This is a genomic window from Niveibacterium sp. COAC-50 (assembly GCF_013184235.1).
GTDB classification, from domain to species: Bacteria; Pseudomonadota; Gammaproteobacteria; order Burkholderiales; family Rhodocyclaceae; genus Niveibacterium; species Niveibacterium microcysteis.
The window spans coordinates 919,634-941,526 of the sequence record NZ_JABCJM010000001.1 but is presented as its reverse complement, the minus strand read 5'-3'; the positions used below and the strand labels follow the sequence as shown (position 1 = coordinate 941,526).

The following is a 21,893-nucleotide window of genomic DNA, read 5'->3' as shown; positions in this document are numbered from 1 at the left end:
ATTCCTGCCCGAAACACGAGGGCCTGTTTCCGGGACAATGCGCCAACAGGAGGAAAACCATGAACGAAACCCTCGACGCCCCGCGCACGCTACCGACCCAGGAAGAGATGCTCGCCGCACCGGAGGCCGACTACATGTCGCCGCGGCAACTGGCCTTCTTCCGCGCGCGCCTCATCCAGGAACGTGATGCACTGCTTGCATCGGCCAAGGACACCACGCTGCATCTGCGCGACAACGAAGCCACGCCCGATCCGTCGGACCGCGCTTCGGTCGAAGAAGATCACACGCTGGAACTGCGCGTACGCGATCGCGAACGCAAGTTGCTGCACAAGATCGACGAAGCGATTCAGCGCATCGACAACGGTGAGTATGGCTGGTGCGAAGAAACCGGCGAGCCGATCGGCGTGGCACGCCTGATCGCGCGCCCGACCGCCACCTTCAGTGTCGAAGCGCAAGAGCGCTACGAAACCCGCCGCAAGATGCGCGGCGGCTGAAATTCCCGCGGCAAGGTGCACCCGCTGCACCTTGCTGCAGGTAACGACCGCCGCCCCTGGCGGCACGTCGGCTTGACCAGCCCCGCGCTCCAGGCGCCGGGCCTACCCCCGTCTGCAACACAAAACCCATGACCCGCTACATCAACGATGCCCTCACGCAGGGCGAACACATCGTTCACATCGGCCGCATCAGCCTGTGGTCGCAAACCGGCACGATCCTGCTCGGGCTGCTGCTCCTTCCTGCATTTGGCATTGGCCTGATCTTCTGGGGCGTCGCGTGGGTTCGCAGCCGCTCAACGGAACTCGCCATCACCAACAAGCGCGTGATCGCGAAGTTCGGCTTCATTCGACGCCGCACGGTTGAAATCAACCTCGCGCGGGTCGAGAGCATTCAGGTCGACCAAAGCGTCGCCGGGCGTTTGCTCAACTTCGGCTCGCTGCTGATCTCAGGTGCCGGTGAAGCCCAGGCGCCGATCCCCCACATCGCAGATCCGATGCAGTTCCGCCGCAAGTTCATGGAAGCGCAGGAGCAACTCACCTCCGGCGCCCACGCCACCTCCTGAGCGCGTTCAACCGACCGGCAGGCGGCAGATGACGTAGTGCTTGCGGCAGTAGCTCAAAGTCTCCCACACCCCACGGAACCCCGCCTCGATCACGAAGGCGTCGCCAGCACGGAATTCCCGCGCCAGCCCGGTTTCGTCGGTCAGGCGAACATGGCCTTCGAGTATCTGGCAGAACTCGTACTCATCCGGGTCGTAGCACACGCGCCAACTACCGGGGTCGCAGCGCCACTCACCTGCGAGTAGCCGGTCGCCCGCGCTGGCGTAATGGTTGATTGCGGCTTGCTGCGGATTACCGTTCAACACGCGATCCGGGGCGGGCGCAAACGCCTCCGGTTCGGCGCTACTCTCGCGGAACGCGATCAGGCTGACTGTCATCATCGCTCCCTGTCAGAGAAGGTCGCGCAGGCGATACCAGGCCATCCCCAGCACCAGGGCCGGCGTGCGCAGCAGCGCCCCCCCGGGAAACGGCAAATGGCGCAGACGCGCGTAAATGTCGAAACGCCCGGCCTGCCCCGCAATGGCTTCCGCCACCAGGCGCCCCGCCATGCCGGTGAGCGACAGGCCGTGACCCGAAAAGCCCTGCAGGTAGTAGATGTTAGGCGTGAGCCGGCCGAAATCGGGTGCGCGGTTCATCGAGATATCGACAAAGCCACCCCAGGCGTAATCCACCTTCACCACCTCGCCCAGTTGCGGGAAGGTTTTGAGCATGCGCTGCTTCATGCCGACAGCCAGGTTCGGCGGCGTCATGCCGCTATAGCTGACGCGCCCACCGAAGATCACTCGGTGATCGGGCGACACGCGGAAGTAGTCGAGCACGAAATTGGAATCGCACACCGCAGCCCGCTCGCGGATCAGCGAATCCGCCAGTTCAGGTTTGAGCGGCTCAGACGCCACTACATAGGTGCCCACCGGCATGATTCGCGGCTGCAGTTCCGGCACCAAACCGCCAAGGTATGAATTACCCGCCAGCACCACGAAACGCGCGCGCACCTGGCCGGCAGCCGTCTTGAGCAGTGGGCGCTCGCCCCGTTCGATCGCAACCGCCCGGCTGTTCTCATGGATCTGCACGCCCAGGCTCGCGGCAGCGCGGGCCAGGCCCCGGCAGTATTTGAGCGGATGCAGATGGCCCGACAGCGTGTCATGCAGGCCCGAATGAAAGCGCGGACTGGCGATGTGCTCGCCTATTTCGTTGCGCCCGACCCAGCGCCAGTAAGGGTGCTTGTAGAAGTGCGTCACATGCTCGAACCACTCGTGCAGAGCCCGCGCCTTGCGTTCATTCACAGCGAGGTACTTGTAGCCGGGCACGAAGTCGCAATCGATGTTGAACTCCGCAATCCGCTCGCGGATCAGGTTCAAGCCTTCCACCGTCACCGCCCAGGCCTGCCGCGCCGCATCGTCGCCAAGCTGGTTCTCGATCGGTGCGTCCGATGCGTGACCGACGATCGCCTGGCCTCCGTTACGCCCGGATGCCCCCCAGCCCACCTGCTCCGCTTCAAGCACGGTGACGCTGAAACCGCGCCGCGCCAGTTCGATCGCCGCAGACAAACCGGCAAAGCCACCGCCAACCACGCATACATCGCAGTCGGCCGACCCGGCCAGCGCCGGCCACGCCCCCACCGAGGGCGCGCTCGCCAGGTAGTAGGAATTGGAGGTCAGCGAGCGTTCGCGCGGATCGTCAGACAATTTTTGGTTCAGCGTATTCATCGGGCTTGTCCCGCGAGCCAGGTCCATAGGAAGGTGGATGCCGCGTTGGTGGTGAGCTCGGAAACATCGTAGGGCGGCGCGACTTCCACGCAGTCCATGCCCACCCAAGGCAGGTCGGCGGTCTCCTCCAGAATCGTCAGCACCTGCGCCGAGGTCATGCCACCAGGCTCCGGGGTGCCGGTGCCCGGCGCAAACGCCGGATCAAGGCAATCAATGTCGAGCGACAGGTAAAGCGGCGGATTGCCGGCCGCCGCCACGCGCCGTCGGATCTCGTCGATCACGAAGGCCAATTGCGACGGACTCTCGGCGCCACGTAACTCACGCGCCGTGAAGACCCTGCCGCCAACGGTATTCACATACTCGCGCGCCTCACGCTGGCCGGAAGAGCGGATACCGATCTGCACCGTCGCCTCCGGAATCACGAGCCCTTCCTGCAAGGCCTCGTAGGTCCAGGTGCCGTGACCGGAGGGCTCGCCAAAGTGGTCGGTCCAGGTGTCGCAGTGCGCATCGAAATGCACCAGTGCCAGCGGGCGCCCAAGGACCTTTCGGTAGGCTCGCAGCAGCGGCAGCGTGATCGAATGGTCACCTCCGATCCACGCCATGCGATGCGCGACAATCAAGGCCTCCGCTTGCGGCTGCAGCGCCGCGCGCATGGTCTCAAGACTGGTGTTGGGCAGCATCAGATCGCCCGCGTCACAGACCTGCCCGTGCGGCGTGCGGTTGAACACCGGATGCTCCGCATCGCACAGCATCTGGCTCGCGCGCCGGATCGCTGAGGGGCCAAAACGCGCACCTGGCCGATTCGTCACCGAACCATCCCACGCGACACCGGCCACGCAGAACGGCCGATCCGGGGCCTGTTGTCGGGTAGGCGCCAGCAAGAAGGTGCTGGCGGAAAGGTACGGAAAGGCGTGATCGCTCATCAAACCTCCAGGGCGCGAAGTCAAACCGACGACTCGGCACCACAATGATGCCGACGCACCAAATTGGCACTCTTGACGTCGTCGTTTTAGTGTTGCGATAGTACCATTTGAAAATCCAGGCCGGTAGCCCGTCTAGCCGCGCACAATCGTCCTCGCAAGGTTTCAAATACCCATGGCCCGCTTGCCCATCGCAGTCATTCAGAACGTGCCCAACGATGGCCCCGGCCACTTCGCGGATTGGGCCGATCGCCACAACCACACGCTGCAGATCATCCGGATCTGGGCTGGCGATGCAGTTCCGGAACAGGTAGCGGGCTTTGCCGGCCTCTGCGTGCTCGGCGGCCCGATGAGCGTGAACGATCCGCTCCCCCACCTGCGCGCGACCGAGCACCTGATCCGCGCCGCGATGGTCGCTGACGTGCCGGTTCTCGGCCACTGCCTCGGCGGGCAGCTGCTCGCCAGCGCGTGCGGAGCAACGATCCGGCGCGCCCCGCACGCCGAAATCGGCTGGGTCGATATCGCGACGCATCCCGCGACCAACGCGAACACCTGGTTTGGCGCCGAGCGCTTCCCGATCTTCCAGTGGCACGGCGACAGCTTCGATCTGCCAGCCGGCGCGCAACTGCTTGCGAGCAGCGAACACTGCCGCCATCAGGCTTTCAGCGTCGGCTCGCTGCATCTGGCGATGCAATTTCATTGCGAAATCACCGCCGACAAGATCACAGACTGGACCACCAGCACCGAGGGCCGTGCCGAAATCGCGGCAAGTCAATCGCCAGGCGTCCAGTCCGTCGCCGACATCCGCTCACGGACACCTAGCCTGCTGCCACAGAGCCAGCGTGTGGCCGACGCGATCTACCGGCGCTGGGCGCGCGGTTTGCGCGGCACCTGAAAGGTGACACCCGGCCCTCAAGGTTTTCCGCGGCGCGCCGATAACGCTCGAATCAGCTTGGCTTTTGGTAGCCAAAGTCAACGATAGCCTGCAAGGCACACGGATACGACGCGGGGCCGGGAAGCTTGCCCGGCCGCCGAACAGAGGCTGGAGCGCCCAAGCATGAATGACGATCGCTTCGCTGCGCTCGCAGCGGGGCTGGACCTGGTGATGTGGGAAGCGGACCTGCCGGGAAGGCGGTTCCGCTTCGTCTCGCCCTACGCGGAAACCCTGCTGGGTTACGCGAAGGATGAGTGGTACACGCCTGGATTCTGGCAGGCCCATCTGCATCAGGACGATCGCGGCTTCGCGCTGGCATTCGATGCGGCACACGCGGCCGAGAGCGACCGTTACGAGATCGAATACCGCATGGTGCACGCCGGCGGCCATGCGGTGTTCGTCCGCGACCTGGTCGTTGTGCGCTTCGACGAGGATGGCAACGCGATCGGCCTTTCCGGCGTGATGATCGACGTCACCAGCGATCGCGCGCTGAACCATGCCCTGACCGACAGCGAGCATCGCTTCCGCGCGGTCATGGAACAGGTGCCGAACATCTCCGTCCAGGGCTACGACCCGCAACGACGCGTGGTGTTCTGGAACAGCGCGAGCGAACGCCTGTACGGCTACAGCGCGAGCGAAGTGCGTGGGCGCTTGCTGGAAGAGCTGATCATCCCCGAACCGATGCGTGACGAGGTGGTGCGACTGCACACGCACTGGTTGCGCACCGGAGAACCAATTCCGGCCGGCGAGCTCGATCTGCAGCGCAAGGACGGCTCGCTGGTATCGGTGTTCTCAAGCCACGTCATGACGCACAACCGCTATGGCGAGCCGGAGATGTACTGCATCGATGTCGACCTGACCGACATCAAGCGGGCCGAAGCAGCCTTACGTGACAGCGAGGCGCGGTTCCGCCTGACCGTTGAAAATGCGCCAGTCGGCATCGCGATACTCGCGCTCGATGGCCGGATCCTCCAGGTCAATCCGCGTTTCTGCGCCATCACCGGCTACGGCGCGGTCGACTTGTTGGCCACCAGCTTCGCCGCACTGACCGAGAACGGCGCGCGAGACGCCTATCGCACCGAAGTGGAAGCGTGCCTGAGCGGCGCACAACAGTCTTTCAGCCTCGAGGCACGGCTGCAGCACAAGTACGGCCACGAGCTGTGGGTCAGCGCCACCGTGTCGATGATGCGCAACACGAGCGGCGCGCCGGAACAATTGATCTGCGCGATCGAGGATGTCACCGAACAGCGCGCCAGCAAGGCCCGCTTTGAATGGCTTGCACACCACGACCCGCTGACCGACCTACCCAACCGCACGCTGCTGCGCGACCGACTGCAACAAGCGATGGCGCGTGCACTGCGTGCCGGCAAGCGGGCGGCGCTGATGTTCCTCGACCTGGATCGCTTCAAGAACATCAACGATTCGCTTGGTCACGCCTTCGGCGACCAGGTGCTGCGCGCGGTCGCGGCGCGTTTGCGCACTTGCGTGCGCGACACCGACACCGTGGCGCGGCTCGGCGGCGACGAGTTCCTCATCGTCCTTGAGTGCGTGGAGAACGAGCAGGATGTCGGCATCGTTGCGCGCAAGATCGTCGACAAGCTTTCACTGCCGCTCGACGTGCAGGCGCAAACCTTGTCCACCGGCGCCAGCATCGGCATCGCGCTTTACCCGGAAGACGGCGTCGACGTCGACTCCCTGCTGAAGAACGCCGACTCGGCGATGTACCACGCCAAGGATTCGGGCCGTAACGCATTCCGCTTCTTCACAGAAGCCATGAACCTTTCGGCCATCGATCGCCTGCGCATGGAAAACGCGCTGCGCCAGGCGCTCGAGTTCGGCGAACTCTCACTGCACTACCAACCACAGGTCGAGCTGACGACAACGCGCTTGCTGGGTGTGGAAGCCCTGCTCCGCTGGAGCAACCCGGTCCTGGGTAACGTCTCGCCGGCACGTTTCATCCCGGTGGCGGAAGAAAGCGGCCTGATCGTGCCGATCGGCGAGTGGGTGCTCGGCGAAGCCTGCGCGCAGGCGCGGCGCTGGCGCGACGAAGGTATCGACACACTCACCGTAGCGGTGAATATCTCGGCGCTGCAATTCCGCCGCACCGACATTGTTGGCAAGGTGCGAGCCGCGCTGGACCGTCATGGCATCCCGCCAGGCATGCTCGAACTTGAATTGACCGAATCGCTCTTGATGCACAACGCCGAGGAGGTTTTGCGCACGATGAACGATCTGAAGGCGCTCGGCGTGAAGCTCTCGATCGACGACTTCGGCACCGGCTATTCGAGCCTCTCCTACCTGAAGCGTTTCCCGGTTGACCGGCTGAAGATCGACCGCAGCTTCGTCAATGACGTGGCGGACGATCCGGACGATGCGGCAATCGTCCGTGCAATCGTGCAGCTCGGACGCAGCCTGAAGCTCGACGTGATCGCCGAAGGGGTCGAGACACCCTCGCAACTGGACTTCCTGACGATGGAAGGCTGCCACTCCGCGCAGGGCTTCTACTTCGCCCGCCCTATGCCGGTGGCCGAGGTTTCCACACTGTTGCACGCGGGCATCGTCGCGGGCGGCACGCAACACGCTGCCTGAAGCCGAGCGCCGCGGTCGGCTTACGTGCGATAATTCAACGCTTTACGTCATCTCACGGGCGCCACGCGCCCGCCTGCGGGTTCAAAAATGTCCGACGTTTCCCCGATCGAGCGCGAAGTCGCCCGACGCCGCACCTTTGCCATCATCTCCCACCCTGACGCGGGTAAGACCACGCTGACGGAAAAGCTGCTGCTGTTCGCGGGCGCGATCCACATCGCCGGCTCCGTCAAGGCACGCAAAGCCAGCCGCCACGCCACCTCGGACTGGATGGAGATCGAAAAGCAGCGCGGCATCTCGGTCGCCTCGTCGGTGATGCAGATGGAGTACCGCGACTGCGTCATCAACCTGCTCGACACCCCGGGCCACCAGGACTTCTCGGAAGACACCTACCGCGTGCTGACCGCCGTGGATGCGGCGCTGATGGTGATCGACGGCGCCAACGGCGTGGAGTCGCAGACGCTGCGCCTGCTCGAGGTCTGCCGCGCGCGCAACACGCCGATCATCACTTTCATCAACAAGTTCGACCGCGAAGTGCAGGAACCGCTGTCGCTGATCGACGAGATCGAGCGCACGCTGGGCATGCCGGCCGTGCCCTTCACCTGGCCGGTCGGCATGGGCAAGGGATTCGCCGGCGTGTTCGACATGCCGAAGAACCGCATGCGGGTGTTCCGCGCTGGCGAAGAGCGTGTGTCGGGCGAGGAAGAATCCATCGACGGCCGCGACAACCCGGAAATCGCTGCCCGCTTCGACACCCGCTGGGAGCATGCCCAGCACGACATCGAACTGGTCGAAATGGCCGCGCCCGCCTTCGACCGCGAAGCCTTCCTCGCCGGCAAGCAGACGCCGGTGTTCTTCGGCTCGGCGATCAACAACTTCGGCGTGCAGGAAGTGCTCGACGCGCTGGTCGACATGGCACCACCCCCGGGCGACCGTACTGCGATCCAGCGCTACGTGCATGTCGACGAGCCGAAATTCTCCGGCGTGGTGTTCAAGATCCAGGCCAACATGGACCCGGCACACCGCGACCGCGTCGCCTTCGTGCGCATCTGCTCCGGCCGTTTCGACCGCGGCATGAAGCTGAAGATCTCGCGCAACGGCAAGGAACTGCGCACCAACAACGTGGTGAGCTTCCTGTCGCAAAGCCGCGAGATCGTGGACGAGGCCTTCCCCGGCGACATCATCGGCATCCCGAACCACGGCCTGCTGCAACTGGGCGACACGCTGACCGAAGGCGAAGTGCTGCAATTCACCGGCCTGCCTTTCTTCGCACCGGAGCTCTTCCAGACCGTCGAAGTGAAAGACCCGCTGCGCACCAAACAACTGCGCACAGGCCTTGCACAGCTCGGCGAAGAAGGCGCGATCCAGGTCTTCCGCCCGCAAGCGGGCACGATGATCCTGCTCGGCGCGGTCGGCACGCTGCAGTTTGAAGTGGTGCAGCACCGCCTGAAGACCGAGTACGGCGTCGAGGCGCGTCTTGGCAGCACCAACTACCGCCTCGCGCGCTGGGTCACCTGCGAAGACCCGAACATCCTCAAGCGCTTCATCGACGCCAACGCGCACCGCATCGCCTACGACGTGGTCGATGCGCCGACCTTCCTCGCCAGCCACAGCGCCGAGCTGCAGGTGGCCGGCGAACGCTACCCCGAGGTCAAGTTCCACGCGCTGCGCGAGCACGCGGGGCTGGTCTTCCAGTCGCGCATGGGCGGCTGACCTTCACGCACGCTCAGAAAGAAACGGAGGCCGAGGCCTCCGTTTTTATTTGGTCAATGAGAGTGCAGGTGCTCTTCCTCGTCCTTCATGTGCTTGCGGGCGAAGTGCCAGATATAGCCGCCCATGCCCAGTACGAAGACGATGGTGAAGAGGCTGAGCAAGCCGATGTCGCTGCCAAACAGGATTTCGAGTGCCATGGTGAGTCCCCCGTCAGAAGATGCAGCCTCAGGGCATCATGAAGCTGGCCTTTTCGCTCAATCGCGCGGCCTCGGCCCCATCGCTGCGGATGTCGAAAACGATCTTGTGCGAACCCTTGGGAGCCGAATCCGCCGGCACCCGTACATGAATCGTGAAGCCCTTGTTCCCGGCAGGCGGCAGCTCGAAGTCCGGCGCTTCGACCAGCGTCACGCCATCCAGCCCGGAGACGCCCACGTGGATATGCCGCGCGGTCTCGGCCATGTTCATCATCTGCAAGGTGTAGATGTTCTCGATCAGGCCGCCTTCGACCTCGCGTGACAGCGTCGTGCGGTCGCGGATCACGTCCACACGCAGGGTGTCGCGGTGGGCAAGCGACCAGCCGCCTGCAACGATGATGGCGAGCAGCACCGACAGGTACACCAGCACCCGCGGCCGGATCACATGGCGCAGCACATCACGCATGCCCCAGTGCTGCTTCATCGCATTCTCTGTGGTGTAGCGGATCAGCCCATGCGGCGAGCCGACCTTGTCCATCACCTGATCGCAGGCATCGATACAGGCAGCGCAGCCAATGCATTCGTACTGCAGACCGTCACGGATATCGATGCCGGTGGGACACACCTGCACGCAGATACCGCAGTCGACGCAATCGCCCAGTTTCTGTTCGGTTTGCTTGCCGCTGTTTTTTCGCCTCGCCCCGCGTGGTTCGCCACGCTCCGGGTCGTAGGTGATGACCAGGGTGTCCGGGTCGAACATCACGCCCTGGAAACGCGCATAGGGGCACATGTACTTGCACACCTGCTCGCGCATCACACCGGCCATCAGGTAGGTGAAGCCGCCGTAGAAGCAGATCCAGAAAAGCTCCCAGCCGCCCAGCTCAAAGCGGGCGATGGTCGGGAGTAGCTCGCGGATCGGCGAGAAGTAGCCAACGAAGGTAATGCCGGTCCACAAGGCCAATGCGCCCCAGGCCCCGTACTTGGCTGCCTTGGTGGCGAACTTCGCGAAGCTGGGCGCCGCGTTGTCCAGCTTCATCCGTTTGGCGCGGTCACCTTCGATCTTCCGCTCGATCCAAAGGAAGATCTCGGTGTAGACCGTCTGCGGGCAGGCATAGCCACACCATAGGCGCCCCGCCACTGCGGTGAACAAGAACAGCGAGTAGGCGCAGATGATCAGCAGCACGGTCAGATAGAACACGTCCTGCGGCCAGAAGACCCAGCCAAACAGATAGAACTTCCGTTCCGTCAGGTGAAACAGCAGCGCCTGACGATCGTTCCATTGCACCCACGCCAGGCCATAGAACAAGAGCTGCGTGAACCACACCATCGCCCAGCGCCAGCGCGCGAAGATGCCGCTCACTGCACGCGGATAGACCTTGCGGCGCACCTCGTACAAGGCGACTTCATCGGTGGCTTTGACCGGTTTGACGGGGATGGCGACGGGCTTGGCTTCGGACATGGGCACACGCTGGAATCGACTGACTTGACGATTTTTGCGGTCACGACAGCTGCCGATGTTGACATAGCCCAATAGCTATAAAGCTTTCTGGAAATTCTATGGCCCGCGTGGTGTGCGGCTCACAGCGTTCGATCTAGAATTCTTTTAATCGCTTTTTGGCTATATAGCACTTGTTGATTTTTGGAGATCCCCCCATGAAGTTCGTCATTATCGGAGGCGTCGCCGGTGGCGCCACCGCCGCCGCCCGCATTCGCCGCAACGATGAATCCGCCCAGATCGTCATGGTCGAGCGTGGCCCCTACATCAGCTTCGCCAACTGTGGCCTGCCGTATCACCTCTCCGGCGCGATTGCCGAGCGCGAACAGCTGCTGGTCACCAGTGAAGAGGCGTTCGAGGCGCGCTATCGCGTCGACGTCCGCAGTCGCACCGAGGCAATCGCGATCGACCGTGCGGCGAAGACCGTGCGCCTGCGCAATCTCGCCACCGGCGAGGAGTACGACGAGCCCTACGACCGCCTGTTGCTCTCGCCCGGCGCCGAGCCGGTGCGGCCGAAGCTGCCGGGCATCGAGTCGAAGCGGGTGTTCGGCCTGCGAAACATCCCGGATCTCGATCGCATCATGGAACACATCAAGACCGAGCAGCCGCGCCGCGCGGTGGTGATCGGCGGCGGCTTCATCGGCATCGAGGTCGCGGAGAACTTCCATGAACGCGGACTCTTCACCACGCTCGTCGAGGGCGCGGACCAGATCCTCGCGCCGCTCGATTACGAAATGGCCGCGATCGTGCATGCCCACATGCGCGACAAGAATGTCGAGCTCTACCTCGCCGACAAGATCGAACGCTTCGAGGACAAGGCGGACCACACCGTCGTCTACCTGCAAAGCGGCAAGCGCCTGCAGGCTGATGTGGTGGTGCTGGCGATCGGCGTGCGGCCGGAGACCACGCTGGCACGCGCTGCGGGGCTCGCGATCGGCGCTACCGGCGGCATCAAGGTCAACGAATACCTGCAGACCTCGGACGAGGCCATCTACGCCGTGGGCGATGCGATCGAAGTGACGCAGACGCTCAACGGGCGTACAGCGCTGATCCCGCTCGCCGGCCCGGCCAACCGCCAGGGCCGCATGGCGGCGGACAACATGGTGCATGGCAACCAACGCGCCTACCGCGGCACGCTGGGCACGGCGATCCTCAAGGCGTTCGACCTCGCAGCCGCCTCCACTGGCCTCAACGAGAAGCAGCTGATCGCCGCCGGCGCCGACTACCGCACCAGCATCACCCACGGCGGTTCTCACGCCAGCTACTACCCCGGCGCCAAGCAGATCAGCCTGAAGCTACTCTATGCACCGGACGGCAAGATCCTCGGCGCGCAAGCGGTGGGCGCGGATGGCGCCGACAAGCGCATCGACGTGATCGCCACCGCCATCCATGCCGGCATGACGGTGGAAGACCTGACCGAGCTGGAACTCGCCTACGCGCCGCCCTTCGGCTCGGCCAAGGATCCGGTGAACATCGCCGGCTACGTCGCTGCCAACGTACTCAACGGCTCGCATGAGCTGCTCGACTGGCGCACGCTGCAGGGCATAGACCCGACCACCGTGCAGCTGATCGACGTGCGCACCGCCGAGGAGTTCGAGCTCGGCACGATCCGCGCCGCGCGCCACATCGACGTGAACACCCTGCGCGAGCATCTGGCGGATCTCGATCCAGCCAAACCGACCATCGTGTTCTGCCAGATCGGCCTGCGCGGCTACCTCGCCTACCGCATCCTCAAGCAGGCAGGCTTCGCCGACGTGCGCAACCTCTCCGGCGGCTACAAGACCTACGCCTGGGCGATCGACAAGCAATCGAACCCGGACATCTTCGACTACGAAGACATCAAGCGCCGCGACCCGGACGAGATTGAAGCCGAGCGCGGTGGCCGCTGCGCAATCGTCGCCAACGCCGGCAACCGCCACACGCTCAACGCGGTCGGCATGCAGTGCCCCGGCCCGATCATGAAGACCTACCGCGCGGTCGACGCGGTGAACGAGGGCGAGCTGCTCGAGGTCACGGCCTCCGACCCTGCCTTTGGCCGCGACATCCGCGCCTGGGCGAAGAAAACTGGCAACGACGTACTCTCGGTTGAGACGGAAAAGGGCCTCGTGACGGTGCTGATCCGCAAGGGCAAATCAACCCCCGCCCTGCCCGCCACCAGCGCCGCCCAACTGCTACCGGCGCGCGACAAGACCACGCTGGTCGTCTTCAGCGGCGATCTCGACAAGGTCATGGCCAGCCTCATCATCGCCAACGGCGCGCTGGCGATGGGCAAGCCGGTCTCGGTGTTCTTCACCTTCTGGGGGCTCAACGTGCTGCGTCGCGCCGACCCGCCGGCGACGCAGAAGGGCTTCATGGACAGGATGTTCGGCGCGATGATGCCGGCCGGCACCGACCGCCTGAACTCGATCTCGAAGATGAACTTCGCCGGCATGGGCGCGAAGCTGATCCGCACCGTGATGCGCCGGAAGGGCGTGGAAACGCCTACCGCACTGCTCAAAGGCTTGGTCGACGGCGGGGCCCAGCTGATCGCCTGCAATATGTCGATGGACGTCATGGGCATCCGCCAGGAAGAGCTGATCGACGGCGTCGAGCTGGGCGGCGTCGCGGCCTTCCTCGGTGAAGCAGCAGAGTCCGGTACGACCTTGTTCATCTGAGTCTGGCGCATACTCATCGAACGCGGCCGCGCGCCGCGTTCGAACCGACACCCCATGCAAACGCTCACCGAACTCTGGCATGCACACGAGCGCGAACTGCGCGGCTGGTTGCTGCACCACAGCGGCGACCCGGCGCTCGCCGACGACCTGCTGCAGGACGTGTTCCTGCGAGCGATGCGACATCGCGGAGAGATCGAAACGCTGCGCAACGGGCGCGCATGGCTGTTCGAAGTCACGCGCAACCGGCTGACGGACCACTTCCGCCGCGCTCACGCCGCGCTTCCGCTGCCTGAGGATCTGCCGGCGCCGGACGACGCACCTGCGCCGGTGGATAGCCTCGCACGCTGCCTGCCGCGCGTACTGGCGGAGCTCAGCGCAGACGACCGAGACGCCATCGAGCGTTGCGATCTGGCCGGCGTGTCGCAACAGGCGTATGCAGACGAGCTGGGCATTTCGCTCGCCGCCGCCAAGTCGCGCGTGCAGCGTGCCCGCAAGCGCCTGCGAGCGCGGCTCGCCACCGCCTGCCAGGTGCGTTTCGACGAGGCCGGGCGGGTCTGCTGCTTCGTGCCGCGCGACTGAGGTCGCCAGGCTGCATCCTTTTCCGCGTTGATGCGTCTTCCGGGTAAGCGGACCATTCCGCGCGGTTTCCGGAGTCGCACATGTCGGTGTCTGCCCCCTCTCCTCTGCGCCACGATCGTCGGCTGCTGCGCTGGCTCGTCGCGCTCGCCGTGCTCGCACCACTCTGGTGGCTGGCCTACGGGCGGCTCACGGACTTCGCGGATGCCGCCCTTTCGCTGATCGGCCAGAGCCGGAGCAACGCGCTCGGCGAGGCATTGCACTTCTTCCTGTACGACACGCCCAAGGTCTTGCTGCTGCTAACAGGCATCGTGTTCGTGATGGGCGTGGTGCAAACCTTCTTCGCTCCGGAACGCACGCGCGCCCTGTTGTCCGGGCGCCGCGAAGGGGTCGGCAACGTGCTGGCCGCGACACTCGGCATCGTCACACCGTTTTGCTCCTGCTCCGCAGTGCCGCTCTTCATCGGCTTCCTGTCGGCCGGCATCCCGCTCGGCGTCACCTTCTCGTTCCTCGTCTCGGCGCCGATGGTCAACGAAGTCGCGCTGGTGCTGCTGTTCGGGATGTTCGGCTGGAAGGTGGCCGCGCTCTACCTCGTGCTGGGGCTCGCCGTCGCCATTGGCGCGGGCCTGGTGATCGGGCGCCTGCGCATGGAGGCCCATCTTGAGGATTGGGTGCGCCCGATCATTGAAGGCGGCGCCATCAATACACCGGACGCAAACCCCGCCTGGGCCGAGCGCCTCGACGCGGGGCGAAACCACGTTCGGGAAATCGTCGGCAAGGTCTGGCCCTATGTAGTCGCCGGCATTGCGCTCGGCGCGGGCATCCACGGCTACGTGCCGGAAGACTTCATGGCCGGCATCATGGGCCGCGACGCGTGGTGGTCGGTACCGGTCGCAGTCGCGCTGGGCGTGCCGATGTACACCAACGCGGCCGGCATCATCCCGATCGTGGAAGCCCTGATCGGCAAGGGCGCGGCGCTGGGCACCGTGCTGGCTTTCATGATGAGCGTGATTGCGCTATCCGCCCCCGAGATGATCATCCTGCGCAAGGTACTCAAGCCTCGGCTGATTGCCACCTTCGTAGGCGTTGTCGCTGCCGGCATCCTGCTGGTCGGCTACGTTTTCAACCTCGTACTCTGAATCCGGAGGGAACTCATGAAACAGGTCAAGGTGCTTGGTAGCGGCTGCGCCAACTGCCGCAACACGGTGCAGATCGTCGAATCAGTCGCACAGCAGCGCGGTGTGGAAATCGCGCTGGAGAAGGTCGAAGACATGCAGAAGATCATGGCTTACGGGGTCATGCGGACGCCCGCCGTGGTGATCGACGGCAAGGTCGTACACGCTGGCGGCGTGCCGGCCCCGGCAACGGTAGCTCAATGGTTCGAGAGCCCGGCTGGAGGCTGAAGCGCGGCTGGAACCTTTTCCGAGTAATTTAATCAACTATTCGGGAGGTTCAAGCCATGGCTTCTGACAACAGCCGTTTCACCCGCGAGACGATTACCCATCTACGCGATTGGAGTGCCCGCCAACGCAGCTTGCGCATCACGCGCCCACGCGGCTACCGCTTCACGCCGGGGCAATTTGCACGCGTCGGCATCCAGCGCGCCGATGGCGGCTTTGTGTGGCGCGCGCTATCGATGTGCTCAGCGGCGTGGGACGACGAGCTTGAGTTCCTCGTCGTCCACATCGCGAACGGCCCGTTCTCGAACGAACTCTGGCCGCTCACACCGGGCGGCAGCTTGTTGCTCGACGCGACCCCGCAGGGTTTTCTGACGATCGACCGCTTCGCGGACGGCAGCGACCTGTGGTTGCTCTCAACCGGCACAGGCCTCGCCCCCTTCGTCTCGATCCTTCGCGACCCCACGACATGGCAACGCTTCGATCACATCGTCGCGGTGCACTGCGTGCGCGAATCGTCCGAACTGGCCTACCGTGATGCGTTGGAGCCCGCGGCCGATCACCCGCTGTTTGAGGATCGCCGCGCCCGCTTCACCTACGTGCCCGTCGTCACCCAAGAGGCCGGTTTCACGGGCCTGCGCGAACGCATTCCGGCGCTGCTCGCATCGGGTGCGCTCGAATCGGCCGCGGGCCTGGCGCTTACGCCAGAGCGCTCACGTTTCATGGTCTGCGGCGGCCCGGCGATGGTCGAAGACACGCACCGACAACTAATGCGGATGGGCTACCGACTCAGCCGCCTGCGTGCGCCCGCGCATATCGCGCTGGAGAACGGCTGGTAGCAGCAGCCCCATAAAAAAAGCGCGACCAAACGGTCGCGCTTTTCGATGCGGCGAGCCACTCTGCTCAGCCGAAACGCCCGGTGATGTAGTCCTCGGTGGCCTTCTTCTTCGGGCGCATGAAGACATCGTCGGTCACGCCGTACTCGATCAACTCACCGAGGTACATGTAGGCGGTGTAGTCCGACACACGGGCGGCCTGCTGCATGTTGTGCGTGACGATCAGGATCGTCACGCGCTCGCGCAGCTCGGTCACCAGTTCTTCGATGTTCGCGGTAGCGATCGGATCGAGCGCCGAGGTCGGCTCATCAAACAACAGCAGTTCTGGGTCGGTCGCAAGACAGCGCGCAATGCAGAGGCGCTGCTGCTGGCCGCCGGACAGTGCGGTCGCCGGCGCATGCAGGCGATCCTTGACCTCGTTCCACAACGAGGCGCCGCGAAGCGCGTTCTCGACCTTGTCGTCGAGCACGCTGCGGCTGCTCTCGCCGCGCACCTTCAGGCCGTAGGCGACGTTCTCGTAGATCGACTTCGGGAACGGGTTCGGCTTCTGGAACACCATGCCGATGCGCATCCGCACTTCGATCGGGTCGACCTTCGGGTCGAGGATGTTGGTGTTGTCCGGGTGCAGCACGATCGACCCCTGATAGCGGTTACCCGGGTAGAGATCATGCATGCGGTTGAAAGACCGCAGCAGCGTCGATTTGCCACAGCCGGAAGGCCCGATCAGCGCGGTGACGCGCTTTTCCACCACCGGCAGGTTGATCGACTTCAGCGCGTGGAACGCACCGTAGTAGAAGTTGAAGTCGCGGGTTTCAGCCTTGGTCGGCAGCGTCTGGTTGGTCGTCGTCATGAAAGTATCTTTGTTCGTTCGCGATATCGGTTTGCGGCTTACCAGGAGATCGACTTGCGCAGGCGGTAGCGCAGCCAGATCGCAACGCCATTCATCATCAGCGTCATGAATACGAGGATCAGGCCGGCGGCCGCAGCGTTCTGCTGGAACGCCTCTTCCGGACGCGAAGTCCAGTTGAACATCTGGATCGGCATCACCGTGAAGCCGGACCACAGCCAGTCAAAGCTGACGAAAGGCGCAGTCGTTGAGATCGGCATCGGCGGCAGGAAGGCGATGAAGGTCAGCGCACCAATCGTGATGATCGGCGCGGTTTCGCCGATCGCGCGGGACATGCCGATGATGACGCCCGTCATGATGCCCGGCGTCGAGTACGGCACCAGGTGATCACGCACCACCTGCCAGCGCGTGGCACCCACGCCGTAGGCGCCTTCGCGGATATGGATCGGGATCGAGCGCAGCGCTTCACGCGTCGCCACGATCACGACCGGCAGGATCAACAGACCCAGCGTCAGGCCCGCCGAGAGGATCGACTGGCCGAAGCCGAAGGCATACACGAACACGCCCAGCGCCAGCAGGCCATACACGATCGACGGCACACCGGCGAGGTTCGAAACGTTGATCTCGATGATGTCGGTGATCAGGTTCTTCGGCGCGTACTCTTCAAGGTACACCCCGGCGGCCACACCCAGCGGCACGGCCGACACCGCCGTCACCAGCATCACCAGCAGCGAACCCACCCAGGCGGAAAGGATGCCCGCGTTGGCGGCGCGGCGCGACGGGAAGTTCATGAAGAAGTCCGGATTCAGGCGCTCCCAGCCGTTGTAGGCCATCTGCGCAAACAGCGTGACGAAGGCCATCACACCGATCAGCAGTGCGACAAATCCAGCCACCGCAAAGATGATGTCCAGGCGGCGGTTTGATCGAATGGTGCCGCGGATCGCGGCGAGTTCTTTTTGATTCATGGTCGGATCCGGATCAATAGGCTTCGCGGTAGCGGCGGCGGATGACGTGGCCGAGAATGTTGAAGAACAAGGTCATCAGCATCAGGCTCAGGCCGGCAGCGAAGATCGACTGATAGCCAACGGAGCCGTGCGGCAGATCACCCATTGCAACCTGCACGATGTAGGCCGAGATCGTCTGCGCGGGCTCGGCCGGGTTCATCGTGAAGTTCGGCTGCATACCCGCTGCAACCGCGACGATCATCGTCTCGCCGACCGCGCGCGAAATACCCAGGATGTAGGCCGACAGCACGCCGGAGATCGCTGCCGGCAGCACCACGCGCACGGCGGTCTGGAAGCGGGTGCTGCCCATTGCATAGGCGCCTTCGCGCAGGCTCATCGGCACCGCGCGCATCGCGTCTTCGGAGAGCGAGCTGATGTAGGGCACGATCGCCACGCCCATCACCAGACCAGCCGCGAGCATCGAAAAGCCCGGCAGCGACGGGAAGAAGTACTGCAGCACCGGCGACACGACCGTCAGCGCAAAGTAGCCATAGACGATCGTCGGCACGCCGCCGAGCAATTCGAGGAAGGGCTTGACCACCTCGCGCACACGCGGCGAGGCAAATTCGGAAAGGTAGATCGCGATGATCGTGCCGAGCGGAATCGCAACGCTGAGCGCCACCAGCGAGGTGGTCAGCGTGCCCATCAGCAGCGGCAGAATGCCGTAGCGGGGCTCGGAGAACAGCGGGGTCCACATGGTGTCGGTCAGGAAGGTCCAGATCGGCACATGTTCGAAGAAGTGGTAGGACTCCGACACCAGCACCCAGATGATGCCCAGCGTCGTCAGCACGGAAATCGATGCGGCGGCAAACATGACCGCCTCGATCGCGCGTTCCTTGATGTTACGGACCACTTTCCGGGAAAGTCGGTCACTGACTGTGGTCACTTCCATTGATTCAATGCCCTGCGACAAGGTGTGGGATGCGCTCACCAGCGGCCTCCGCGAAATGAAAACAGCCCGGGCAGAGGAACTGCCCGGGCAGATTGATCCGGGCAGGATCAGAGCTTGGCTTCGCGCGACATCAGTTCTTCGATCGTCGCACCCACATCAGCCTCGCCACCAAACACGGTGCCCAGCTTCTTCTTCGCGATGTGCTCGAGGTTCGCAGTGTAAGCCTTGGCCGGCAGCGGCACGTACTTCACTTCCGAGGTCAGCGCGGCGGCGTTCTTCATGTAGAACTCGACAAACTGGCGCACTTCCGCCTTCTCGAGCGACTTCTCATTCACGTAGATGAAGATCGGGCGCGACAGCGGGCTGTACGAACCATCGATCACGGTCTGCTCGGACGGCAGCACCGCCTTGCCCTTCGGATTGACGATCGCGACCGCCTTGAGCTTGTTCTTGTTTTCGAAGTAGTAGGCGTAGCCGAAGTAGCCGATCGCACCAGCGTCACGCGAAACACCCTGCACCAGCACGTTGTCGTCTTCCGACGCGGTGTAGTCGCCACGCGAGGCCTTGGACTTGCCGTTCACCGCCTCGGTGAAGTAGTCGAAGGTGCCCGAATCCGAACCCGGCCCGAACAGCTTCAGGTTTGCATCGCCGAACGACGCGTCGATCTGGTTCCACTTCGTGACCTTGCCCTGGGCAGCCGGTTCCCACATCGCCTTGAGTTGGGCAACCGTCAGCTGGGTAATCTTGCTCTTCGGGTTGACCACCACGGTCAGTGCATCAAACGCGATCGGCAGCTCGAAATACTTGATGCCGGCCTTCGCGCAATCTTCCATTTCCTTCTTCAGGATCGGGCGCGACGCGTCGGAGATGTCGGTCTCGCCGCGGCAGAACTTCTTGAAGCCGCCGCCGGTGCCGGAAATGCCGACGGTGACCTTGACTGCACCCTTCGTGGACTTCTGGAAGTCTTCCGCGACGGCTTCGGTGATCGGATACACGGTGCTCGAACCGTCGATCTTCACGATCGCTTCGGCATGGGCAGCGGAGGCGAACAGGGCAAAGCTGGCAGCGGCAAGGACAGTCTTGTTCATCGAACGCATGGAGTTCTCCAGAGGGGTTACATCAGTATCCGGGGACCGTTTTGCGGGTTTCCGGACTCAACGCCGTGCAGGATGCGACACGAATGTGACAGCAATATGAAACGTCACATTTCTGCGGCGGGTCGGCGCCTGCGTCGCCCGCACCGGGTCCGCTCAGACAAGACCCGGTGCGCAAAGCACTGCAGCACGCGGCGTTTTCTGGTTTCATTGCTGCCCACACCAACAGCAGGATCAACCGATGGCCGGCGCCAGCCTCCTCACCCTTCTTGACGACATCGCGTCGGTACTCGACGACGTAGCCCTGATGACCAAGGTTGCCGCGCGCAAGACGGCCGGCGTGCTGGGCGATGATCTGGCGCTGAACGCCGAACAGGTCTCCGGCGTGCGGGCTGAGCGCGAATTGCCGGTCGTCTGGGCGGTTGCCAAGGGTTCGCTGCGCAACAAACTGATCCTCGTGCCGGCCGCGCTCGCCTTGTCAGCCCTGCTTCCGATTGCGATCACGCCGCTGCTGATGATCGGCGGTGCCTACCTGTGCTTCGAGGGCTTCGAAAAGCTCGCGCACAAGTTCATGCACGGATCCGGCGACGACGCGGCGGCACACGCGGCGGAAGCCGCCGCGCTGAGCGACACCGAGGTCGACATCGTTGCCTTCGAGAAAGACAAGATCGCGGGCGCCGTGCGCACTGATTTCATCCTGTCAGCGGAGATCATCGTGATCGCGCTCGGCACGGTGCAGGACGCCGCATTCGGCTCGCAGGTGGCGGTCGTGTCGGGGATCGCGCTGATCATGACCGCCGGCGTGTATGGCCTGGTGGCCGGCATCGTGAAGCTCGATGACGCCGGCTTCTACCTGCTGCGCAAAACCGCCTCCAACGGCTGGGCAGCCTTGCAGCGCGGCATCGGCCGCGTTCTCGTGAACGCAGCGCCCTACCTGATGAAGGCCTTGGCGGTGATTGGCACGGCTGCCATGTTCCTCGTCGGCGGCGGCATCCTGCTGCACGGTTTGCCACAAGCCCATCACTGGCTCGAAGCCGCCGCAAACGCCGTCGCATCGACACCGTTGATCGGCGGCCTGCTCGCCGCACTCACTCCAACGGTGCTCAACGCCTTGGCGGGCGTCATCGCCGGCGGCGTGGTTCTGGCACTGGTCAGTCTGGCCGGCTGCGTCGCGACGCGGCTACGCAGCTAGGCGGACTCGGGTCGCAGCGGGCCGTCGCCACTGCGACCGCCCCTGCCAGTTCAAGCCTGCCCGACGATCTGCCGCAGCGCTTGGGCGAACACTTCGGGCGGTTGTCCACCCTGGATCAGATGCCTGTCGTTGATGATCACGGCAGGCACCGAGTTGATTCCGGCATTGAGGTAGCGCGCCTCCGCGGTGCGTACATCGGCCGCGAACTCGTCCGAGGCCAGAATCGCACTGGCCCGTGCCTCGTCCAGCCCCACCTCGCGCACAGCCGCCAGCAGGACCTCGTGGGAGGACGGGTTCTGTCCTTCAGTGAAATAGCGCCGGAACAGCGCCTCCTTCAGCGCCAGCTGACGATCTTCCTGTTCAGCCCAATGCAGCAGGCGGTGTGCGTCGAAGGTGTTGTAGATGCCAGCACGCTTTCCGACCGCAAAATCAAAACCCAACTGCGCGCCGCGTTCGCGAATTGTCTCTTGGATACGCGCGAGCTGTTCCTCGGTTGATCCGTACTTCCTGCGCAGATGCGCGCGGATCTCCTCACCCTCGGGCGCCATGTCGGGGTTGAGCTCAAAGGGCTGGAAATGCAGCGACGCTGCAACCTCGCCGCCCAGTTCCGACAGCGCCTTCTTCAGCGAATAGAGTCCGATCGCGCACCAGGGGCAGGAAACGTCGGAAACAAAATCAATCTTCAATCTGGTCGGCATGGTTGTGGGCCTTGGAGGTATCTGGCGGTGAGAGCTGAAAACAAGGTCGAGGGTTCCCGACGATCGAGCCGCCGGCGACACCGTTAGCGCCTGCGTCCCA

The 21,893-nt window shown here is 64.0% G+C and carries 21 protein-coding genes; 11 read left to right on the top strand and 10 right to left on the bottom strand.

The features are described from left to right. Positions 1-59: 59 nt before the first annotated feature. Together dksA and HH302_RS04205 are read left to right on the top strand one after the other, a co-directional pair. A complete protein-coding gene (gene dksA / locus HH302_RS04210; protein ID WP_172198635.1) occupies positions 60-494 on the top strand; it encodes an RNA polymerase-binding protein DksA in 435 nt (144 codons plus the stop codon). Positions 495-622: 128 nt separating this feature from the next. Then, positions 623-1,057: a PH domain-containing protein gene (locus HH302_RS04205; RefSeq protein ID WP_172198632.1), complete on the top strand. Its 435-nt coding sequence runs from the start codon at positions 623-625 to the stop codon at positions 1,055-1,057. A gap of 6 nt (positions 1,058-1,063) precedes the next feature. Here the strand turns inward: HH302_RS04205 and HH302_RS04200 are convergent, their stop codons facing one another. Genes HH302_RS04200 through speB form a run of 3 tightly spaced genes read right to left on the bottom strand, consistent with a single transcriptional unit; the run spans position 1,064 to position 3,684 of the window. Beyond that, on the bottom strand, positions 1,064-1,432 hold the full coding sequence (locus HH302_RS04200) for a cupin domain-containing protein (protein ID WP_216661755.1): 369 nt from the start codon (positions 1,430-1,432) through the stop codon (positions 1,064-1,066). Positions 1,433-1,444: 12 nt separating this feature from the next. Continuing rightward, positions 1,445-2,761: an FAD-binding oxidoreductase gene (locus HH302_RS04195; RefSeq protein WP_172198626.1), complete on the bottom strand. Its 1,317-nt coding sequence runs from the start codon at positions 2,759-2,761 to the stop codon at positions 1,445-1,447. Further along, the gene (gene speB, locus HH302_RS04190) at positions 2,758-3,684 is read right to left on the bottom strand and encodes an agmatinase (RefSeq protein ID WP_172198623.1); all 927 of its coding nucleotides are present in this window, start codon (positions 3,682-3,684) and stop codon (positions 2,758-2,760) included. The genes HH302_RS04195 and speB overlap by 4 nt, the downstream gene beginning before the upstream one ends. 172 nt (positions 3,685-3,856) lie before the next feature. On the opposite strand from speB, the gene HH302_RS04185 reads away from it, so the two are divergent. The 3 genes from HH302_RS04185 (at position 3,857) to HH302_RS04175 (ending at position 8,914) form a co-directional block, all read left to right on the top strand. After that, a complete protein-coding gene (locus HH302_RS04185; RefSeq protein WP_172198618.1) occupies positions 3,857-4,576 on the top strand; it encodes a type 1 glutamine amidotransferase in 720 nt (239 codons plus the stop codon). A gap of 162 nt (positions 4,577-4,738) precedes the next feature. Then, complete coding sequence (locus HH302_RS04180; RefSeq protein ID WP_172198615.1) at positions 4,739-7,204, top strand: bifunctional diguanylate cyclase/phosphodiesterase; 2,466 nt, start codon at positions 4,739-4,741, stop codon at positions 7,202-7,204. 87 nt (positions 7,205-7,291) lie between these two features. Further along, positions 7,292-8,914, top strand: a complete 1,623-nt coding sequence (locus HH302_RS04175; protein ID WP_172198612.1) for a peptide chain release factor 3 — start codon at positions 7,292-7,294, stop codon at positions 8,912-8,914. 53 nt (positions 8,915-8,967) lie between these two features. On the opposite strand, the gene HH302_RS04170 is transcribed toward HH302_RS04175, so the two are convergent. After that, positions 8,968-9,111: a DUF3149 domain-containing protein gene (locus HH302_RS04170; RefSeq protein WP_172198609.1), complete on the bottom strand. Its 144-nt coding sequence runs from the start codon at positions 9,109-9,111 to the stop codon at positions 8,968-8,970. Positions 9,112-9,139: 28 nt separating this feature from the next. Beyond that, positions 9,140-10,567 (bottom strand): cytochrome c oxidase accessory protein CcoG, encoded by a 1,428-nt coding sequence (ccoG, locus tag HH302_RS04165; RefSeq protein WP_172198607.1) that lies wholly within the window; start codon positions 10,565-10,567, stop codon positions 9,140-9,142. A 194-nt stretch (positions 10,568-10,761) separates the two neighbouring features. Between ccoG and HH302_RS04160 the strand changes: the two genes are divergently transcribed. From HH302_RS04160 to HH302_RS04140, 5 genes are all read left to right on the top strand, one after another. Next, entirely contained in the window at positions 10,762-13,257 is a 2,496-nt protein-coding gene (locus HH302_RS04160; protein WP_172198605.1) for an FAD-dependent oxidoreductase, read from the top strand. A 54-nt stretch (positions 13,258-13,311) separates the two neighbouring features. Further along, entirely contained in the window at positions 13,312-13,836 is a 525-nt protein-coding gene (locus HH302_RS04155; protein WP_172198602.1) for a sigma-70 family RNA polymerase sigma factor, read from the top strand. An 80-nt stretch (positions 13,837-13,916) separates the two neighbouring features. Continuing rightward, complete coding sequence (locus tag HH302_RS04150) at positions 13,917-14,972, top strand: permease (protein WP_172198600.1); 1,056 nt, start codon at positions 13,917-13,919, stop codon at positions 14,970-14,972. 15 nt (positions 14,973-14,987) lie between these two features. Then, a complete protein-coding gene (locus HH302_RS04145) occupies positions 14,988-15,236 on the top strand; it encodes a thioredoxin family protein (protein ID WP_172198598.1) in 249 nt (82 codons plus the stop codon). 56 nt (positions 15,237-15,292) lie between these two features. Further along, complete coding sequence (locus tag HH302_RS04140; RefSeq protein ID WP_172198595.1) at positions 15,293-16,069, top strand: ferredoxin--NADP reductase; 777 nt, start codon at positions 15,293-15,295, stop codon at positions 16,067-16,069. A 64-nt stretch (positions 16,070-16,133) separates the two neighbouring features. Here HH302_RS04140 and pstB read toward each other — a convergent pair whose 3' ends face one another. From pstB to HH302_RS04120, 4 genes are all read right to left on the bottom strand, one after another. Beyond that, positions 16,134-16,916 carry a phosphate ABC transporter ATP-binding protein PstB gene (gene pstB / locus HH302_RS04135; RefSeq protein WP_172198591.1) on the bottom strand — a complete coding sequence of 261 codons (783 nt, stop codon included), beginning with the start codon at positions 16,914-16,916 and terminating at the stop codon, positions 16,134-16,136. A 38-nt stretch (positions 16,917-16,954) separates the two neighbouring features. Further along, on the bottom strand, positions 16,955-17,878 hold the full coding sequence (gene pstA, locus HH302_RS04130; protein ID WP_172198588.1) for a phosphate ABC transporter permease PstA: 924 nt from the start codon (positions 17,876-17,878) through the stop codon (positions 16,955-16,957). A 13-nt stretch (positions 17,879-17,891) separates the two neighbouring features. Continuing rightward, positions 17,892-18,809 (bottom strand): phosphate ABC transporter permease subunit PstC, encoded by a 918-nt coding sequence (gene pstC, locus HH302_RS04125; protein WP_172200713.1) that lies wholly within the window; start codon positions 18,807-18,809, stop codon positions 17,892-17,894. A 107-nt stretch (positions 18,810-18,916) separates the two neighbouring features. Further along, complete coding sequence (locus HH302_RS04120; RefSeq protein WP_172200710.1) at positions 18,917-19,897, bottom strand: PstS family phosphate ABC transporter substrate-binding protein; 981 nt, start codon at positions 19,895-19,897, stop codon at positions 18,917-18,919. A gap of 247 nt (positions 19,898-20,144) precedes the next feature. On the opposite strand from HH302_RS04120, the gene HH302_RS04115 reads away from it, so the two are divergent. After that, positions 20,145-21,095 carry a DUF808 domain-containing protein gene (locus tag HH302_RS04115; RefSeq protein ID WP_172198585.1) on the top strand — a complete coding sequence of 317 codons (951 nt, stop codon included), beginning with the start codon at positions 20,145-20,147 and terminating at the stop codon, positions 21,093-21,095. A gap of 50 nt (positions 21,096-21,145) precedes the next feature. Here HH302_RS04115 and HH302_RS04110 read toward each other — a convergent pair whose 3' ends face one another. Continuing rightward, entirely contained in the window at positions 21,146-21,874 is a 729-nt protein-coding gene (locus HH302_RS04110) for a DsbA family oxidoreductase (RefSeq protein ID WP_371814562.1), read from the bottom strand. Between the last annotated feature and the right edge of the window lie 19 nt (positions 21,875-21,893).